Raw genomic sequence first — 17,838 nt, forward strand, 5'->3', positions numbered from 1 at the left:
TAATTCTGTACAAAAAGAGTGCACTTCACGAATTAATTTTGTTCGTGAGGTGCACTCTTTTTTATTTCAAGCATTGCACTTCCAACTTACCTTACCTTCACCCTTTAATGGTATAAAGCCCTTCGCTTTCAAATACCCCTTTTATTGCTTTGCGGCCTTCCGTCAGTACTGCAAAACGCCAGTCATGGTCATCCGGATAAAACATTTCCTGAAATTCACTAAGAATTTTCTGACGGTCTGCTTCCTGCTCAGCGCCTTCAAAATATAGCCGGTTTTCCAGTGTCATCGTTAAAAACTCCCTGATTGTTGCGGACATGCTTGTCCCATATGTACCGAATTCAAACAGGGCTGAAAACAGTCTGGTCTCTGGAAATTCCAGCTTCTTTACTTCATAAAAATGGTTCGTAGAATCACCTTTTACTTTTTCAGGGCTATAGATCTGTACATTTTTCAAGCCATATTCCTTCTTCAGTTCTTTTTCACTGCGGCCGTCATTTTCACTCATGACCATAGTGACTTCATTGGTTGGCCCAAGCCCGGTATGCCAGTCCATATGAATGACCCGGTCAAATGTGGAGAGGAGCTTGCGCTGTATAGATGTTAAGAAGTGCGCAGACTGTTCTTTTTCCTTGCCGCCAAAATAGACACCTTGAGGAAACTCAAACTGACCCATTCCTTTCGCTTCCATTAGCCCGTTATAGCCCTCAGAAACCACTCCGCGGGACATATGATTGCGAATCTCAGACTCTTCTGTCAGAAGGCTTTTAATTTTTCCGTCCGGGAGGAACAGTTTAAGCAATTTCTCGTATTCTTTGTTAATATCCTCCGGAACGCTTGAAGGCTTGAGCAGGTAATTGCGGTTTAAGTCTACATTGTTTTCTGTTACGCGCCTGAAATTCCTCATTCCCCAGGGGTTAAGTGCATGAATTAAACAAATGCCGGTCCGCTTTTCATCGAGGAGATCCGCAAGCTCTGTGGTAAAGACGTTCAGCATGGCAGCGCCTGCAAACCCTTCAATTCCGTGCTCTCCTGTTGTCATAAACAGCACACGTTCATTGGTAACAGTGCCTTCAGCATAAATCATATCAATCGTATTATCTTCTTCCTTGCCAATGGAATGAGTGATCAGCTCAGCGTTTGGCCAATGAAGCTTAACTTTGTCAAAATTCCTCCGAAACACATCGCGCGATTCTTCATACGTCTTTTGAAAATACTCATCAATCGTCTTCATAGCAAGCATCCTCTCATACAGTCTAATTAACACATGCTTTCCACTTTTAACGAATGATGAAACATTTAAGGAGAAGGACGAGGTATGGTTTGTTGGATTGGTGAATCATTTGATGTAAAAAATAAATTAGCCTGATGCACTGCCTTGAACTACAATGGGTATATCCGGAATTTATCAATATATAAGGAGGTGATGAAGATGGCAGTAAGAAAATTCATGCCAGATTCCGCAACGTCCCATGCAAAGCCTGTTATTGGAAAGGCGATACTTTGTATGGGCAGAAATTAACGTAACATCGCCCGGGTACGTTTTTCTAATCCATTGGCTTTGCCCTTATTTCTTTTAAATATAAATAAGGAGCTGGCGGAAATGGCTTATGTAAAAGCGAATGCTGTTTTACCGGAGGAATTGGTAGCAGAAATTCAAAAATATGTTCAAGGTGAAACACTCTATATCCCTAAAGCTGAAGCTGTCCGCAAAAAGTGGGGAGAGTGTTCAGGAACAAGAAAATGGATTGATGACAGAAATTCTTCGATTCGAAACGAATTTACTGACGGTAATACAATTGAACAGTTAGGAATGGACTATTGTCTTTCCATTGAGACGATTAAAAAGATTGTTTACTCTAAATAAAGCAAAAAGCTCTGACCATCGGGATCAGGGCTTTTTTTATGCCGAAATTGTTTACTAATCGTTTTCTGCATTTATTGAGATGCCTGATTTATGTAAAATTTAAAGCAGCAAAGATTTGGGTTCCCTATATAGAGGAGAGTGATCAAAATGAACCCTTTTATAAGAAATGACCAGTACAATTTTATACAGGAACAAACGCAGCTGCTGGTCAATGGCCATGCATCCGTTCAGGATAATGGTGTGCTGGATGCACTTAACTCGCATTCGGCCGAAAAAGTGTATAAGCTTTTTACTGATTTGACGGTGGAGCAAACAGAGGTGTTGGAGCCAATTCTTAAAGTAAAAAATAAAGAGCAGGCAGAAAGATTTCTATCACAAATAAAACCCTATCTCGTTTCTTTTAAACCAGTAAAAGAACAGTCTATAAAAAAACTGTTTCCCAAAGTTAAAAAGCTAAAAACGCCTTTGATGGAAAATGTAAAGTGGAAAGAGATTTCCTATCTGGGCTGGGACGATCCAGGAACACAAAAGAAATACATCCTGGCTTACTTTAATAATCGCCTGACCGGTTTGCAAGGTTCATTTAAACCTTCAAATAAAAAAGGATATTGTGCACTGTGCCATAAGCAGGAAGATGTAGGAATGTTTATGACGGAAATGAAGGGGTCGGTGCAGGGGACCTTTGTAAAAAGAGGAAATTACATCTGTAAGGACAGTGAGGAATGTAACCGTAATATAACTTCTCTTGATAAACTGCATGATTTTATTTGGCTGATGCTGTTTAACAAATAGACTTTGTTAAGCATGACCGCTGATTTACTCGGGGCTTGCGGTCCCACACCTTCAGCTCTTATCAACAGGGGGCAATTTACCAGAGTTCAGAAATAATAGATAGTCTTCATTTCGTATAGCAGCTCTCATATCCGATAGTTTACAATTAATAGCAGAGAAACATGCCAATAAGTAAAGGAGGAATGATGATGCAATTATACGGTGTGCTTATACTATTAAGCTTAATTTGGGGGCTTTCTTTTGTTTTTATAGAAGAATTGATTGTTTCTGCAGGTGTTTGGGGGACTGTTCTTTTGCGCTGCCTGGCTGGTGCAGTAATCTTACTTCCGCTCTTCATTCTCCAAATAAAGAAAATGAAGAGTGCGGGACCGCTTCCTTGGAAGGCGATTAGTACTGTCGGAATCTTTAATGCAGGGCTTCCCTGGGGACTGATCGCCCTCAGCCAAACGGAAATTACGAGCAATACAGCCGCGGTATTAAATGCCTCTACACCGATTTTAACCGGCTTAATGGGCTTTATCTTTTTTTCTGTGCTGTTAAATAAAAAACAGTGGGGAGGAATTGGCCTTGGCTTTATCGGTATTCTTATTTTAATGAATTTTAATGTACATGAGCTGTTTTCCGGCCATTTTATCGGAATTGGCACGATGATCATGGCAGCAGCGTGTTATGGGTTTTCTTCTCAGTTCTCGAAAAGGCATCTTCAAAATGTGAATGTTATTGTTCTGACCACCCTATCTTTATTTGTGGGAGCTATAGTAGGCGGGGTAGGGGTTATCTTAACTGAACCAGCCTTTTTCAGTACTTTAAAGAATTCCATCGATCCTATCTTTATTGTTTCGTTGATCGGGCTGGGTTGTTTAGGATCAGGAATCGCTCACTTGCTCCTTTATTATCTGATTAAAAAGGGAGGAGCGGAGTTTGCTGTTACCGTGACATACCTCGTTCCTCTTACAGCCCTGATGTGGGGTCATGTATTGCTCGGTGAAGCCGTGTCCCAAAATTTAGTTGCAGGGCTGGTCATTATATTTTTAGGAGTATATTTGGCAAACCAAAGACCGAAGGCTCAAAGAAGAGACTTAAATTATTTGAGGAGAAAGCAAGCTTAGAATGAACGGGGATGTCCGCCTGCATACAGGGGACATCCCCGTTCATTTTAGTTCTGATATTCGGTCAGTATGGGATAACTCATTTATAATCTGTATGTCGTGCAGTGGTGGATAACATCTGTTTTAAAAGATTTTCACTGCTCTTAATGGAGTGGTTTCTATAAAACGACATATTGAATCATTAAATAGACAAAATTTGCAAATGTATAATCGTAAGCAAAAATTTGCAAACAAATAAATTTCTTCTCTGGATTCATTAATAATTAATAGAAATCGACAATTTGATAGTTATAAAGGGCTACATTAATTTTCGCAACCCTAAACTTATCTACCATTTTTAAAAAAATAGAAAATTTAGTCTTTTTTCGACAACATCTTTCCTAATTTATTAATAGAGTATAGATATACCTATTTTCCTACATAAGTGATTCGTTTGCTCTAATCTTCTGACACCCTTGTATGAGTGTAAGTCTGCATTTTGTCGCTGCTTTCACCAGAATGGCTTGGATAATAGGGATTACGTTTAAAAAAGGGGGGACAATTTATTCATTCAAACTACAAAAATTGGGAGGATGAAAATGAACAGGAAAATGAAAAGAAAGTTTACTAGGGTAGCAGCAATGTTTATGTGTATGCTCTTAATACTGCCGAGTATGTCGTACAACGCAGCAGCACAACCTAAAAAGGCGTCAACCTCTTATTTAGGCAGCACAAAAGAAGTGGTAGAAAGTAAAGTTGACAAAAAAGTAACTGCCTCATTTAAGGAAGAAGAAATGGTAACGTTCCTTGTAAGAATGAAGGAACAGGTTGATACGGCAAGTGTTGCAAAAAACGCAGATAAAGCTGCTGCGAAATCAAAGATGACTTCTTCAAAGGCGGAGTTAGCGAAGAGATCGAAAATCGTTAATGAATTAAGATCCACAGCTAAACTCTCGCAAACGAATGTAATAAATTTACTGGAAAAGCAAGAAAAAGGCGGAAAAGCAAAAGACATCCACTCCTTCTACATTGTAAATGGACTTGCTGTTACAGCAACGAAGGATGTAATGGAGAAAATCGCTATGCTTCCGGAAGTAGCGAGTATTGATTTTAATGAAACACGTGCTTTAATCGAAACTCAAGTGGCAGAGAAGAGCAATACTACTCAATCGATTGAGTGGGGTGTTGACCAAATTGGCGCACCTGCCGCATGGGATATGGGGATTGATGGAGCAGGAATCGTTGTTGCTTCGATTGATACAGGGGCTCAATGGGATCACCCTGCTATTAAAAATCAATACCGCGGAAACAGCAATGGAGAGGTAAGCCATGTATATAACTGGTTTGACCCGGTGAATGGCTCCCCAACTCCTGCTGATCCAGACGGACATGGTACCCACGTAACAGGAACCATGACTGGAGCAGAACCTAATGGTGCAAACCAAATCGGTGTAGCGCCAGGAGCAAAATGGATTTCAGCAAATGCATTTGGCCCTAGTGGCGGTCAGGATGTCCATTTATTAATGGCGGGGGAATGGATTTTAGCCCCTACCGATGAAGAAGGAAATCCGAATCCTTCTATGGCACCGGATATCGTCAACAACTCATGGGGCGGCGGTCCAGGTCTTGACGAGTGGTATCGCAGCATGGTTCAGGCTTGGAGAGCGGCTGAGATCGTACCGGTATTCGCTGCAGGTAATGTTACCGCTTCAAACCCAGGCGGTCCGGGCTCTGTTGCAGCACCAGGAAACTATCCTGAATCATTCGCTGTAGGAGCAACAGATGTAAATCAAAATTTAGGATCATTCTCGCTGCAGGGTCCTTCACCATACGGAACACAGAAGCCAGACGTGTCAGCGCCAGGGGTTTCAATTCGTTCTTCTGTTCCGGGCGGAGGCTATGCAAATTACAATGGTACATCAATGGCAGCACCGCATGTTGCGGGTGCAGCTGCCTTAGTCCTTCAGTCAAATACAAATCTAAGCATCGATGATGTGGAAGATTTATTGATGGAAACAGCAACACCAAGAACCAATGCGCAATATCCAACTGCACCAAACAATGGCTTTGGAGACGGGATTATTAATGTGTTCGACGCTGTATCAGCCGTTATTTCCGGGCTTGGAACGATTAGCGGGCAGGTAACGAAAGATGGCGAAGATACAACAGCTCCTGTTATTGAACACGAGGGTCCTTCAGAAGTATTCGCTGGAATTCCGTTAACTTTGGATGCAGCTATTACAGATGATGTGAGTGTAACAGGTGTAACAGTTGAGTACCAAAAAGCAGACGATACATGGGAAGAAGCAGCTGCTGTATCCACTGGCGGCGACCACAAGAACGGAACCTTCCGTGCCGTGATCCCGGGCGAGCATGTAGTGGAAGGTACTATGGTTTATCGCTGGAAAGCGGTGGACTTTGGAAATAATGAAACAGTAAGCGACAACTATTCAGTGACTGTTAATGCTCCTCCAACAGTCGGATACGAGCAAGACTTTGAAACGGATATTAACGGCTGGGGAATAATTGGACCAGCACAAGCATGGGAGTGGGGAACTCCTTCATCCGGTCCGGAAAGTGCATTTTCCGGTGAAAAAGTAATGGGTACGAATTTAGCAGGTGACTATGCCAACGATTTATACGAATCGCTAGAAACACCGCCATTTGCAATTCCTGAAGATGGAAATGCTTATCTTCAGTTTAAACAATGGTACAACATTGAAAATGGCTGGGACTTCGGCTATGTATTCATCACGGCAGATGGAGGAAACAGCTGGGAATTGCTTGATACTTTTACAGGTCTGAGCGGCGAATGGGTTGATGGACAGTATGACCTGTCTTCCTATGCCGGAAAAACAGTAAAACTAGCATTTGATTTAGAAACAGACTTCCTGATCGGTAGACCTGGCTGGTATATCGATGACGTTAAGATTTCTGCTGAGGCATTATCTACTGTTGCTAAAGCGAAATCAGTAAAAGACACTGGTGAAACCAAAAAAGAGCGTGCACCGAAGTTTAATGCACAAAAGGTAACCGATAAAAAGAATGAAATGGCTGCTGAAAAGAAAACGGCAAAAGCAGCAGAAGCTTCTGCACCTGCCGGTTTACCGATGAGTGCAAAAGTGACAGTAGAAGAAACAAACCGTTCAGTCAATACGAATCCGGCAACTGGCGGATTCAATATGACTCACGCCACTGGTGAGTTCACGCTGACGGCTGAGGCATATGGATATGCTCCACAATCACAAGGAATAACCGTTGTGGAGGACGAGAATACTGAAGCAAACTTTATGCTGGAAGAGCTTCCTACTGGGACAGTAACAGGAACAGTAGTAAATAAAGCGACTGGTGCGCCGGTTAGTGACGCAACAGTTTATCTGATGGAGGATGCAGCCGTAACACCTGTGGAAACAGATGAAAACGGAAACTATTCCATTACTGGTTATGAAGGAACCTATACGTTAAAAGTGACAGCACCTAATTATTATGGTGAAGAAGTAACGGTAACGTTAGAAGGTGACGTGGAACAAAACTTTGAACTGCGTCCATTCATCGGCTATCCTGGCGAAATTGGCTATGACGATGGAACAGCGGAAAATGCGAGAGCATTCTATGATGCTGGAAATGGCTGGGCTGTAAAAATGTCTCTTGAAGAAGGTCAAAATTCAGCGCTTGTAACAGGCGGTTTATTCCGATTCTGGGATACTGAATGGCCGGTTCCAGGCGGTACAGAGTTCCAGGTAGCGATCTATGATGCAAGCGGAGCTGACGGAGCACCTGGCAAAAAACTAGCAGGACCGATTGATGCCACCGCAAAACGTGATGGTACATGGACACAGGTAGATTTAAGTAATGCTGGTGTGGTTGTAGATGGCGACTTCTACATGGTTTACATTCAATCTAAAGCTAATCCTGATACTCCTGGTTTAGGTACAGATGAGGATGGACCAAACGCCGGCCGCAGCTGGCAGTATGTAGCGGGCGCATGGTCACAAGTTCCTGAAGAAGAAGGAAACTACATGATCCGTGCGTTGGTTGATTATGAAGTAACGGCGCCATCCATTACATCACCTGCAGATGGATCATTTACAAATGAAACCTCTGTAAATGTAAAAGGAAGCGCAGCGCCAAATACGGATGTCATTGTGTACAACGATGGCGAAGAGGCTGGCACGACAAAGGCTTCCGAAGAAGGGCAATATGAAGTTTCTGTAGACCTGTCAGAAGGTGAAAACGTTCTGACTGCAAGAGTTTCGACAGAGGCTGGTATGACAGACGAGTCTGAACCTGTAACCATTACAGTGGACCTGACAGCACCTGTTATAGACATTACAAGTCCGAAAGATGGACTTAAAACTAACAAAGAATCGATCACGATTACAGGAACAGTCGAAGAGGAGCATCTGGATAAGGTTACGATTAATGGTCAGAATGTAACTGTAACAGACGGTTCATTCTCGAAACGTTTACTGTTGGAAAATGGACAAAATGAGTTTGAGGTTGTTGCCACTGACCTCGCTGGCAACTCATCGTCTGAAAAAGTGACCGTTGAAGCGAAGTTTGGCGATATTGCCATTGAGAATCTTAAGCCTTCAGAAGATGTTCACTTAAAAGCTGGAGAATCTGTAAAGATCTCCTTTGAAAGTGAAGAAGGGCTGGACGCAAGCTTTATATTACGTATGCCTCTGACGAATCTTTCAGGCACAAGTAATGTAACGGAGCTTCCACTAAATGAAGTAGCACCTGGTAAATACGAAGCATACTGGACAGCTACCTCTTCTGTCATTGCAGATGGAGTAGCGATCGAAGTAATGGCGAATGATGATTTTGGCAACAAAGCCAGTCAAATCGCCGAGGGTAAGCTATTTATCAATAGCTGGGCTCCTGGTGATAAAGACCGGCCTGTAAGACCTATACCAGGCAGACCTGATATTCCTGGTGGAAACAGATAATTAGAAGAGCAGGGATGTGGAATTTCTCCTGCATCCCTGCTCTTTCCCTTAATAAGGCTTTAATTAAATCGTTACAATAATGAAGCGAAGTTAGAAGAATAATAGAAGAGAGCAGAAAATATAGAATAATGAAAAATATATTTTTAATTCTATTAAACTTGCATTATAATTATCTTTAGGTTCTTAAATAAGAACAATTAAATCTTAATAAAGAACTATTGTATAAAAAGAGGAGGAATTACATTGGGTATTAAAAAGAAAATTGTAAAAGGACTTGCTCCGGCAGCATTAGGCATTTCATTACTGGCTGGAGGTACATACGCTTATTTTTCCGATTCAGCAGAAGCGAATGGCACGTTTGCAGCAGGTACATTAGATTTAGCGGTAAACCCCGAAACGATTATTCAGGTGGATAATATGAAGCCTGGTGACTGGATGAGCCGTGTATTTTATCTTGAAAACAATGGTTCACTGGATATACCCGAAGTAATTTTAAATTCTTCTTATGAAGTAGTTGATGCAAATGGTGATAATACAGATGATTTTGGTAAACATATCCGGGTCAACTTTTTAGAAAACGCGGATAAAACAGGACGGGCTGAATACAACGATATCATTTTCTCCACTACTCTATATGATCTTAAAAACATGGCACCAGACGCAGTGGAAAAGAAAATTGATGATTACTTTGGAGAAGGCAGCGGTTTAGATGCCGGTACAGATGATGAAATGTATGTTCAATTTGAATTTGTTGATAACGGCGAAGATCAAAATCAATTCCAGGGTGATTCGTTGACACTTACGTGGGAATTTGTAGGGAACCAGGGTGAAGGAGAGCATGTCGAATAATTGAAAGTTTAGCAGGTAAGGTGGGGGAACTCACCTTCCTGTCATATTCGTAAATATATTGAATTTTGAGCCTGCATAAATAGTTCTATATTTGTGTGCGCTCAGAAATTAATAGATTTGTGATAAAAAGATATTGTGGGGTGTTGATCATTAAACAAATAAAGAAGAAAAAAAATAGCGGGTTTTACTTAGCAGCTTACAGCTTAGGTATTATTTATACGCTGTTAATGGCCCTCTCCTACATAAGCTCAAGCACAGGCGCTTATCATACTACGACATCAACCGACACAGGCACCATCCAAGCCGGGTACTGGGCCGAAGAAGAAATAGAGGAAGAGGAAATTGACATGACTGCAGAGGAGAGCGCTGAAAATAAAGAAGAAAAAGAAAAAGAAAAAGAAAAAGAAAAAGAAAAAGAAAAGGAGGATGCAAAGGAAGATGCTGCTCCTGAGGAAAAAATAGAGGAAACCGATGATGACATAAGTGAAGAAGCAGACGTGGAAATAACAGAAGAAATAAGTGAGGAAATAGAAAGGGAAAATGAAGAAGTGAATGAAGAAACAGCTGAAGAGGAAGAAAAGGAAACCACTGAAGTAATGGAAGAAACAAAGAACGAAGATGAAGCGAAGGCTGATGTAAAGGAGAAAAAAGAACAGGCTGTTACGAAGGATACGGAGGAAAAAGCGGATGCAGGTGAAGAAAATGAAGAACAATAACATTTTACTTTTCATTACTAATGCTGTGTCATTCGTATTTTATCTGTTAATAGGAATTATGATTATCTTTGTAGCTTTTTCAAAAATGACTGGAGATCAGCCGGTGTTGTTCGGCTACCAGGTTAAAACAGTGCTCTCTGGTTCAATGGAGCCGGGAATACAGACAGGGTCAATCATTGCCGTTAAAACCGGCGGCGATCCCTTAAAATACAAGGAAAAAGACGTTGTTACCTATATGATGAACAGTCATCAGCTGGTGACGCATCGAATCGTTGAAGTAATAAAAAAAAATGATAATATAATGTATCGAACAAAGGGGGACAACAATGACGGACCCGACACCTCCCTCCTCCTGCCGAAAAACATCGTCGCCGAATATAAAGGGCTGACGATCCCTTATGTAGGTTATTTTATTGATTTTACCAGATCGAAAAATGGAATTTTCCTGCTATTTTTCCTGCCGGGTATGCTGTTAATCTGTCAATCGGCCTATCAGGTAACAGGAATAATAATAGATGAAAAAGAAAAGAATAATCTTTCTGTAAACGGTGAAGATGTTCCTAATACCGGATGAAAAAGCGGCATGCAGTCATATAAAGAAATGTTTATTTAACCTCTTTTGGGGAAATTAGGTAATACCTGACTTGTGAGAATAATAGGGGATTACTCAAAAGAGGGAGAGATGACGATGAAAAAATGGTTTTATTTAATTTTGGTTTTAACGGTGTTTCTGATCCTTGCTGCCTGTGGAAATGGTGATGATACCGGAACAGAGGAGCCAAGCGATGAAGCGCCAGCGGGACAAGAGGATAATACAGAAGGTGAAATGCCAGAGAACGTAACGGTCGAGCTTATGAATCAGAATGAACAAAGTGTGGGAACTGCCGAGCTTGAAGAAACGGATGCCGGGGTTGTAATTAATCTTGATGCTTCAGATCTTCCATCAGGCGAGTTTGGATTTCATATACATGAAAATGGTCAATGTGAAGCGCCGGACTTTGAATCAGCCGGTGGTCATTTTAATCCAACAGATGCAAGTCATGGAGCGGATCATGAGGAAGGACCTCATGCAGGAGATCTGCCTAATCTGACAGTAGGTGAAGACGGACTCGTTCAGGAAGAAATTACGGCTGAAGGCGTAACACTGGAAACGGGAAAAGAAAATTCACTGTTGGATTCAGATGGTACTGCTCTTGTGATTCATGAAGGTACTGATGATTATGAATCTCAGCCATCCGGGGATGCAGGGGATCGAATGATTTGCGGCGAGATTAGTCAATAAGGAAAATACTTAATAGGTTGAAACAAAAAGAGTGTCTGGGGAAAAACAGATACTCTTTTTGTTTTGGCGGCAAGTTAAATCCGGTAGCCTATTACCCTTGCCAGGCGTGCAAGGCTATAGAAAAGAATTTTTGTAAAAAGACCGGAGGACCGGATAAATATCCGTCTATGCATTCCCAGGCAAGACCCAACCATAAAGGATTCGGGTGGATGCCTTTGGAAGCCTATATAAAAAATGCTTCCAATAAAGGGAACTTTTTCAGTGGTCAATCGTATAAGTATTGAAGGATAAAATAATATTTTCATGCATTTTGTGTGGGAATAGATAAATTAAAGGAGGAAGATACATAATGGAAATGTTACAAGCCATTTCTATCGTTATTCCTATTTTAATCGTTTTAGCGGTGGTAGGAATAGCAGTTTTCATTTATTACAAGATTCGCTACAGAACGGCTCGGTCCAATCAGGCCTTGATTATTACTGGCCCAAAGCTTGGTGATCCAGAAAAAGAAACCAATATATTTACCGATACGGAAGGCCGGTCGATGAAGATTATACGGGGTGGCGGCCATTTGCTGCGTATGCACCAGACAGCCACACCTGTTGAGCTGACGTCCTTTCAATTAAAGCTGACGACTCCCCGTGTTTATACGAATGGCGGGGTGCCGATTGTCGCAGATGCTGTAGCGATGGTAAAAGTTGCAGATACCCTTAAAGGAATTGCCAATTATGCGGAACAATTTCTTGGGAAAAAGTCAGATGAGCTTGAAGAAGAAATTTCAGAGGTTTTAAGTGCGAATTTACGGGCAATCCTTTCGAAAATGACAGTAGAACAAATCAATGAAGACCGTGAATCATTTAACGCCCAGGTAACGGATGTTGCGCAGAAGCAGCTCGATGACATGGGATTCAGAATTACCTCATTGGGTCTAACGGACCTGCGGGATTCAGACAGCGAGAACGGCTACCTGGAAAACCTGGGGCGTCCGCGAATCGCAGAAGTACGAAAGCTTGCTGAAATTGCAGAAGCCAACAGTGAAAAAGAAACACGTATTCAGCGAGCGAACTCGGATAAAGAAGCAAAAGAAGAAGAATATAAGCGCCAAACTGAAATTGCGGCAGCACAAAAAATAAAGGACTTGAAAGATGCGGCCATAAAAGAAGAAACAGAGAGAGCCCGTGCAAAATCAGAGCAATCCTATACACTCGAAAAAGCAAAGCTTGATAAGCAGGTGCAGGAAGAAGAGCTTGGGCTGATTGGTAAACGAAAAGAAGAAGAATTGCGAATTCAGCAATTTGAACGCTCACGCCAGGTAGAAATTGAAGAAGAAGAAAACAAAATCCGCAAAGCAAAATCGGACGCTGATTATTATTCAGTTACCCGTCAGGCAGAAGCTGATGCGCGTAAATCTGAGATAGACGGTGAAGCAAAAGCACGGATCAAAAGAGAGGAAGGGCTTGCTGAGGCACAGGTCATTCTTGAACGAGGAAAGGCAGAGGCAGAATCAAGACGCCTCTTAACAGAGGCTATAGCCCAGCATGGTGAGGTTATACTGGCTGAGAAATTGATTGAAATGCTGCCGGTTTATGCCGAAAAAATTGCCAAGCCTTTATCCAATATTGAGTCAGTAAAAATTATCGATACAGGTGATGGAAACGGTGTATCGGCATACGGAAAAAGTATTACCCAAACAATGGTTGGTCTCCAGGAGCCATTAAAAGAGCTGGTTGGAATCGATGTGTCCAAGCTGTTGTCCGATGTTGTAAACCGCGGGAACACCCATACGGTGGTTTCAACTGATAAGGAAGCTGCAGCCGCAGCAGCTGATGAGAACCCCTCATCAGAAGAGAAGAATGAAGATCTCACAAGCGTGGCGAAGGAAGAAAAGGCTAGGAAAGAATAAATAACTTTTTGAGAGGCTGGGACAAGGAAGACCTGGTCTGTGTCTACAAAGCAAGACCGGTTCATTTCCGCTTCAATGAACCTAAGCGCTCAAATGGTTATGGAGTAATGAAAAAAGAAAATAATTCAGAACAAAAAAAGAATGCCTTCATGTGAAGGCATTCTTTTTTATTAAATTATGTACCCCTTTTTAAACGATTTAAATTTAATAACAGCACCGGGGAATTGGGGCAATCGTAAATACAAAAAGAAATGTTTAACAATGGCCATATACGGTTTTAACCTTTTATTAACAAGGTAGATATAAAATAGAAGAAAAAGGGGGAATGAGGATGAACCAATCAATCGCAAGAAACGTTTTTTTATGCTGCATTATTTTATTTGTCGTCATGGCATTTGAGACAAGAAATGCTGAGCTGGTTACAGCAGAAACAAATACAACCCAAACGCAGGCTGAGCTTCCGTTAGGTATAAAAAATACACCTGAATATCGTACAGTCACTCCGTTAACCGAAGGTGTTTGGCATACGAAGATAATCAGCAGACTCAATGATAAAAAATCATTTTTTACGGTGGATGCCGGTTTTTATGAATCCATGGAAGAAGCAAAAAACATTCGTAAAGAGCTGCAAAAGGATGGCTACAGATCATCGATACATACGGTAAAAAATCGCCCCGGAGCGACTGATATACGTGCAAGGGAAATCGGATATGTTGTTCAGACAGGAAATTTCAAAGATGAAGCAGCAGCCAGACCCTTGCTGGACGATTTAAAAAACAACGGATATGAGGATGCCAGAATCTCATATACCGGCTATGACGGCACTGCGAATTCAAAGGGACCTTTGGAAATAAATATCATTGAAACGGATGCTCAACAATTTAAAGGGGACCTCAATTACGGACTGGCGAATAATCAAATTAAAGGCAAAGAAAAATTGACGGACATGTCCAAAGGGAAGCAGGCATTGGCCGCAATTAACGGAGGTTATTTTGTTGTAGGTGAGAGGGATGGTATTCCTGGCGATCCTGCAGGAATATCAGTTAAGGACGGAATGCTCCTGAGTGAAGCAGTAGGCGAACGGACAAGCCTCATTCTGAACGGCATCGAAGGGGACATTGCCAAAACAAAAACCTCTTTAACAGTAGAAGCTGCCAGCGGCGAATCAAGTGTAATAGACGGTATTAATCGCATGCCTGGAGTGATTCGAAGCTGTGGGGGCGTGGATGATCATCCGACAAATAATCCAAGACATGATGTAACGTGTACGGATGATGATGAATTGATCCTATTTAACGATGTTTTTGGCGCTGCTACTCCAGAAGGACAGGGGGTTGAAGTTATCCTGGATGAATCGGATATAGTAGTGGAAATCCGGACGGAGCGGGGCAACGAAATACCTGAAGGTGGAAGTATCCTTTCTGCAACTGGAAAGGGAGCTGAATGGCTTAGTCATCATGCTGTTATTGATGAAAAGCTTTCCGTTACGACTGAAGTTTATGCGGATGGATCGCAAATGAATCTGGACGAAGGTCAATCCATTATTAATGGGGCACCCCGTCTATTAAAGGATGGAAGGATTGCTATTACAGCTGATAAAGAGGGATTTAACTGGAGTTCAGACTTTTATTACCGATTTGCCCTTTATCGCCATCCCAGAACACTGGTCGGAATTAAAGAAAATGGAAACCTATTATTTGTTACGGTGGATGGGCGTAATCCGGATGGAAGTATAGGCCTAAGTTTCCTCGAAAGCGCAGAATTACTTAAGTCTCTTGGCGCTGTAGATGGAATGAATCTTGATGGTGGCGGCTCTACAACAATGGTGATAAATGATGCCCTCGTCAATGACCCATCCGACAGCGCTGGCGAACGGCCAATTGCTGATGGAATATTTATATTGGAGTAGTGGACCTGTATTAGAACAAGTTCAGAACTGGGAGTGCAGCGTGACAGCAGCAGTTATCCTGCTACGTTTTAAGAAATAAGGAAAAGCGACTCATTGAATAACAAAAAGAATGTCCAGATTTGAGGACATTCTTTTTGATTTGCAGAATTCTTTTTTTGGATTACCCGAAACATTTTAACGCCTAGGTTCATTGGAGCGGAGGGCGGCGACTCCTGCGGGATGCAGCGGGAAAGGTGAGACACTGAAGAGGCGCAGCATCAAAGTGGCTCACCCCCGCCCCGCGGAAAGCGCCGCCTGCAGCGGAAATGAACCGGCCTTTCGTGATAGAAGTAGTCAATTTCTCTATTATATCCAAGCCTCATTATTTTTTAAGTTTACTAGTTTTGAGTCATCTTTTACTAATAAATTTTGCATCCTTAACTGCAAATCCAGGTCCTTCAACCCATACAAAGAACGAGCTGCTAAACAGAAGAGCATAATCTATTTCAATAAATTAGGTGATATTGGCTATATGATATAGTCAGAATTTTCCGTAAAATAGTAATTATATTGAAAGGAGGAAAAATATTGAATACTAAACTTATACGTTTTATGTCGTGGTTTGTCATGATTCTCCTCTTATCCACAGTTATTTTTCCATCAGGTGCAGCGGCGAAAAACCCATTGCCCTCGCATTCAAATGAGCAGGTAGCTTATGGAGCAGAAGGGATGGTGGCAACAGCTCATCCCGAAGCTTCTGAAATCGGAGCCGAGGTACTTAGAAATGGCGGAAATGCGGTTGATGCAGCGATTGCCATCCAGCTTGCACTGAACGTAGCTGAACCGATGATGTCGGGAATCGGTGGAGGCGGCTTTATGATGGTATATGATGCAAATAAAGACGACATTTCGATTATAGACAGCAGGGAACGTGCTCCGGCAAGCGCCACACCTGAATTATTTCTTGATGAAGAAGGCAATGTGATCCCTTTTGCGGAGCGCCATATTAGCGGGGACGCTGTTGGAGTTCCAGGTACACTGAAAGGTTTGATGGCTGCCTACGATGAATGGGGAACCAGACCTTTTAATCAGCTGATTAATCCATCTATTAAGCTAGCTCAAAAAGGGGTAGAGGTGAATAGCGTACTGGCAGATGCTATTGCGGATAATGAGGAGAAGTTAACAAAAAGCGCTGCCGGAAAGGTGTTTATGCCAAAAGGAGAGCCATTAAAAGAAGGAGAGATTTTAGTACAAAAAGATCTTGCTAAAACATTTAAAGAAATAAGAAAAAATGGTCTGGATTCATTTTATGGCGGTGAAATTGGACAGGCGCTTGCAAAGACAGTACGGGATTTTGGCGGCGGCATGACACGCCAGGATCTTAAAAATTATGAATTGTCATTTGATGAGCCGGTAACAGGAACATACCGCGGCTATGACATTGCTACCATGCCTCCGCCAAGTTCAGGGGGACTGACGGTTCTGCAAATGCTGAAGATGCTTGAAGGATTTAATCTAGATCAATATCGTGTGAGATCTCCTCAAAAGTATCATCTTATGGCAGAAGCAATGCACCTTGCCTATGCTGATCGAAATACATATATTGGTGATACTCAGTTTGTTGATGTGCCAATGGAGGGAATGTTGAATGAGGATTATCTAGCGAATAGAAGATCAATGATAAAATTCGGCGAGGCAAACAACAATGTAAAACCCGGCAATCCATGGGCGTATCAGGAAGGCCAGCCGATCGGAGCCGCCCAGCAGCCGGATGACCGGGAAATCGGAGAAACTACTCACTTCACTGTTGCAGATAAATGGGGGAATCTTGTTTCCTATACAACCACCATAGAACAGGTATTTGGCACTGGCATTATGGTGCCGGGATACGGGTTCATGCTGAATAATGAATTAACGGACTTTGACGCAGTTCCGGGCGGACCCAATCAGGTGGAGGCAAATAAGCGGCCAATGAGCAGCATGACCCCGACCATGATATTTGAAGATGGCAAGCCTTTCATGACGGTCGGCTCACCAGGCGGACCAACCATTATTACTTCTGTATTTCAAACGATTGTCAATGTCATTGATTACGACATGCATTTGAAGGCAGCTATTGAGGAACCGAGAATCTACAGCCCCACCTATCCTCAGATCAGATGGGAAAAGGGCATACCGGCTAATGTGCGGAAAACCATGAAGAAATGGGGACATGAATGGCAGTCCAGTCCAGGAGAAATTGGCAATGTACAAGCAATAAGAATCCTGAGAGATGGAAGCTATATAGGTGCAGCTGATTCTTCAAGGGAAGGAACGGCAATCGGATTAAATAAAACCGCAGGGAAAAAATAAAATAAACGGTTATGGAATTCTGTTAGTTGCATGAGAATGGGACAAAACCATAAAAGAAGGCTCTCACGAAAAATTTTACGAGAGCCTTCTTTTGTCCCACCCGCATTTTTAATTTGCTTAATCGAAATGCTGTATGCGGACAAGAAGCAGCT

General features: G+C 42.1%; 12 protein-coding genes. 11 read left to right on the forward strand and 1 reads right to left on the reverse strand.

Features of this window, described 5'->3' with window-relative positions; translation table 11 throughout:
- Positions 1–97: 97 nt before the first annotated feature.
- Complete coding sequence (locus tag E2R51_RS16020; protein ID WP_133378101.1) at positions 98–1,231, reverse strand: M14 family metallopeptidase; 1,134 nt, start codon at positions 1,229–1,231, stop codon at positions 98–100.
- A 360-nt stretch (positions 1,232–1,591) separates the two neighbouring features.
- On the opposite strand from E2R51_RS16020, the gene E2R51_RS16025 reads away from it, so the two are divergent.
- From E2R51_RS16025 to ggt, 11 genes are all read left to right on the forward strand, one after another.
- Complete coding sequence (locus E2R51_RS16025) at positions 1,592–1,864, forward strand: CD3324 family protein (RefSeq protein WP_368773687.1); 273 nt, start codon at positions 1,592–1,594, stop codon at positions 1,862–1,864.
- Positions 1,865–2,011: 147 nt separating this feature from the next.
- The gene (locus tag E2R51_RS16030) at positions 2,012–2,656 is read left to right on the forward strand and encodes a FusB/FusC family EF-G-binding protein (RefSeq protein WP_133378103.1); all 645 of its coding nucleotides are present in this window, start codon (positions 2,012–2,014) and stop codon (positions 2,654–2,656) included.
- 188 nt (positions 2,657–2,844) lie between these two features.
- Positions 2,845–3,765 (forward strand): DMT family transporter, encoded by a 921-nt coding sequence (locus tag E2R51_RS16035; RefSeq protein WP_133378236.1) that lies wholly within the window; start codon positions 2,845–2,847, stop codon positions 3,763–3,765.
- 578 nt (positions 3,766–4,343) lie between these two features.
- The gene (locus E2R51_RS16040; protein WP_133378104.1) at positions 4,344–8,696 is read left to right on the forward strand and encodes a S8 family peptidase; all 4,353 of its coding nucleotides are present in this window, start codon (positions 4,344–4,346) and stop codon (positions 8,694–8,696) included.
- 243 nt (positions 8,697–8,939) lie between these two features.
- Positions 8,940–9,545 (forward strand): TasA family protein, encoded by a 606-nt coding sequence (locus tag E2R51_RS16045; protein ID WP_133378105.1) that lies wholly within the window; start codon positions 8,940–8,942, stop codon positions 9,543–9,545.
- A 140-nt stretch (positions 9,546–9,685) separates the two neighbouring features.
- The gene (locus tag E2R51_RS16050) at positions 9,686–10,261 is read left to right on the forward strand and encodes a hypothetical protein (RefSeq protein WP_133378106.1); all 576 of its coding nucleotides are present in this window, start codon (positions 9,686–9,688) and stop codon (positions 10,259–10,261) included.
- Positions 10,248–10,835, forward strand: a complete 588-nt coding sequence (gene sipW / locus E2R51_RS16055; RefSeq protein ID WP_165967250.1) for a signal peptidase I SipW — start codon at positions 10,248–10,250, stop codon at positions 10,833–10,835. The genes E2R51_RS16050 and sipW overlap by 14 nt, the downstream gene beginning before the upstream one ends.
- A 114-nt stretch (positions 10,836–10,949) precedes the next feature.
- Positions 10,950–11,543, forward strand: a complete 594-nt coding sequence (locus E2R51_RS16060; RefSeq protein ID WP_133378108.1) for a superoxide dismutase family protein — start codon at positions 10,950–10,952, stop codon at positions 11,541–11,543.
- 349 nt (positions 11,544–11,892) lie between these two features.
- Positions 11,893–13,446 carry a flotillin family protein gene (locus tag E2R51_RS16065; protein WP_133378109.1) on the forward strand — a complete coding sequence of 518 codons (1,554 nt, stop codon included), beginning with the start codon at positions 11,893–11,895 and terminating at the stop codon, positions 13,444–13,446.
- Between the two features lie 331 nt (positions 13,447–13,777).
- A complete protein-coding gene (locus E2R51_RS16070; protein WP_165967251.1) occupies positions 13,778–15,355 on the forward strand; it encodes a phosphodiester glycosidase family protein in 1,578 nt (525 codons plus the stop codon).
- A gap of 591 nt (positions 15,356–15,946) precedes the next feature.
- Entirely contained in the window at positions 15,947–17,686 is a 1,740-nt protein-coding gene (gene ggt / locus E2R51_RS16075) for a gamma-glutamyltransferase (RefSeq protein WP_133378237.1), read from the forward strand.
- The last annotated feature ends 152 nt before the right edge of the window (positions 17,687–17,838 follow it).

It is taken from the genome of Jeotgalibacillus sp. S-D1 (assembly GCF_004358665.1).
Classification (GTDB): Bacteria; Bacillota; Bacilli; order Bacillales; family Jeotgalibacillaceae; genus Jeotgalibacillus.

What these genes read in the sequence shown, in the direction of transcription:
- E2R51_RS16020 (WP_133378101.1), bottom strand. Translation starts at nt 1,231, where the DNA reads ATGAAGACGATTGATGAGTATTTTCAAAAGACGTATGAAGAATCGCGC.
- E2R51_RS16030 (WP_133378103.1), top strand. Translation starts at nt 2,012, where the DNA reads ATGAACCCTTTTATAAGAAATGACCAGTACAATTTTATACAGGAACAA.
- E2R51_RS16035 (WP_133378236.1), top strand. Translation starts at nt 2,845, where the DNA reads ATGCAATTATACGGTGTGCTTATACTATTAAGCTTAATTTGGGGGCTT.
- E2R51_RS16040 (WP_133378104.1), top strand. Translation starts at nt 4,344, where the DNA reads ATGAACAGGAAAATGAAAAGAAAGTTTACTAGGGTAGCAGCAATGTTT.
- sipW (WP_165967250.1), top strand. Translation starts at nt 10,248, where the DNA reads ATGAAGAACAATAACATTTTACTTTTCATTACTAATGCTGTGTCATTC.
- E2R51_RS16060 (WP_133378108.1), top strand. Translation starts at nt 10,950, where the DNA reads ATGAAAAAATGGTTTTATTTAATTTTGGTTTTAACGGTGTTTCTGATC.
- E2R51_RS16065 (WP_133378109.1), top strand. Translation starts at nt 11,893, where the DNA reads ATGGAAATGTTACAAGCCATTTCTATCGTTATTCCTATTTTAATCGTT.
- E2R51_RS16070 (WP_165967251.1), top strand. Translation starts at nt 13,778, where the DNA reads ATGAACCAATCAATCGCAAGAAACGTTTTTTTATGCTGCATTATTTTA.
- ggt (WP_133378237.1), top strand. Translation starts at nt 15,947, where the DNA reads ATGTCGTGGTTTGTCATGATTCTCCTCTTATCCACAGTTATTTTTCCA.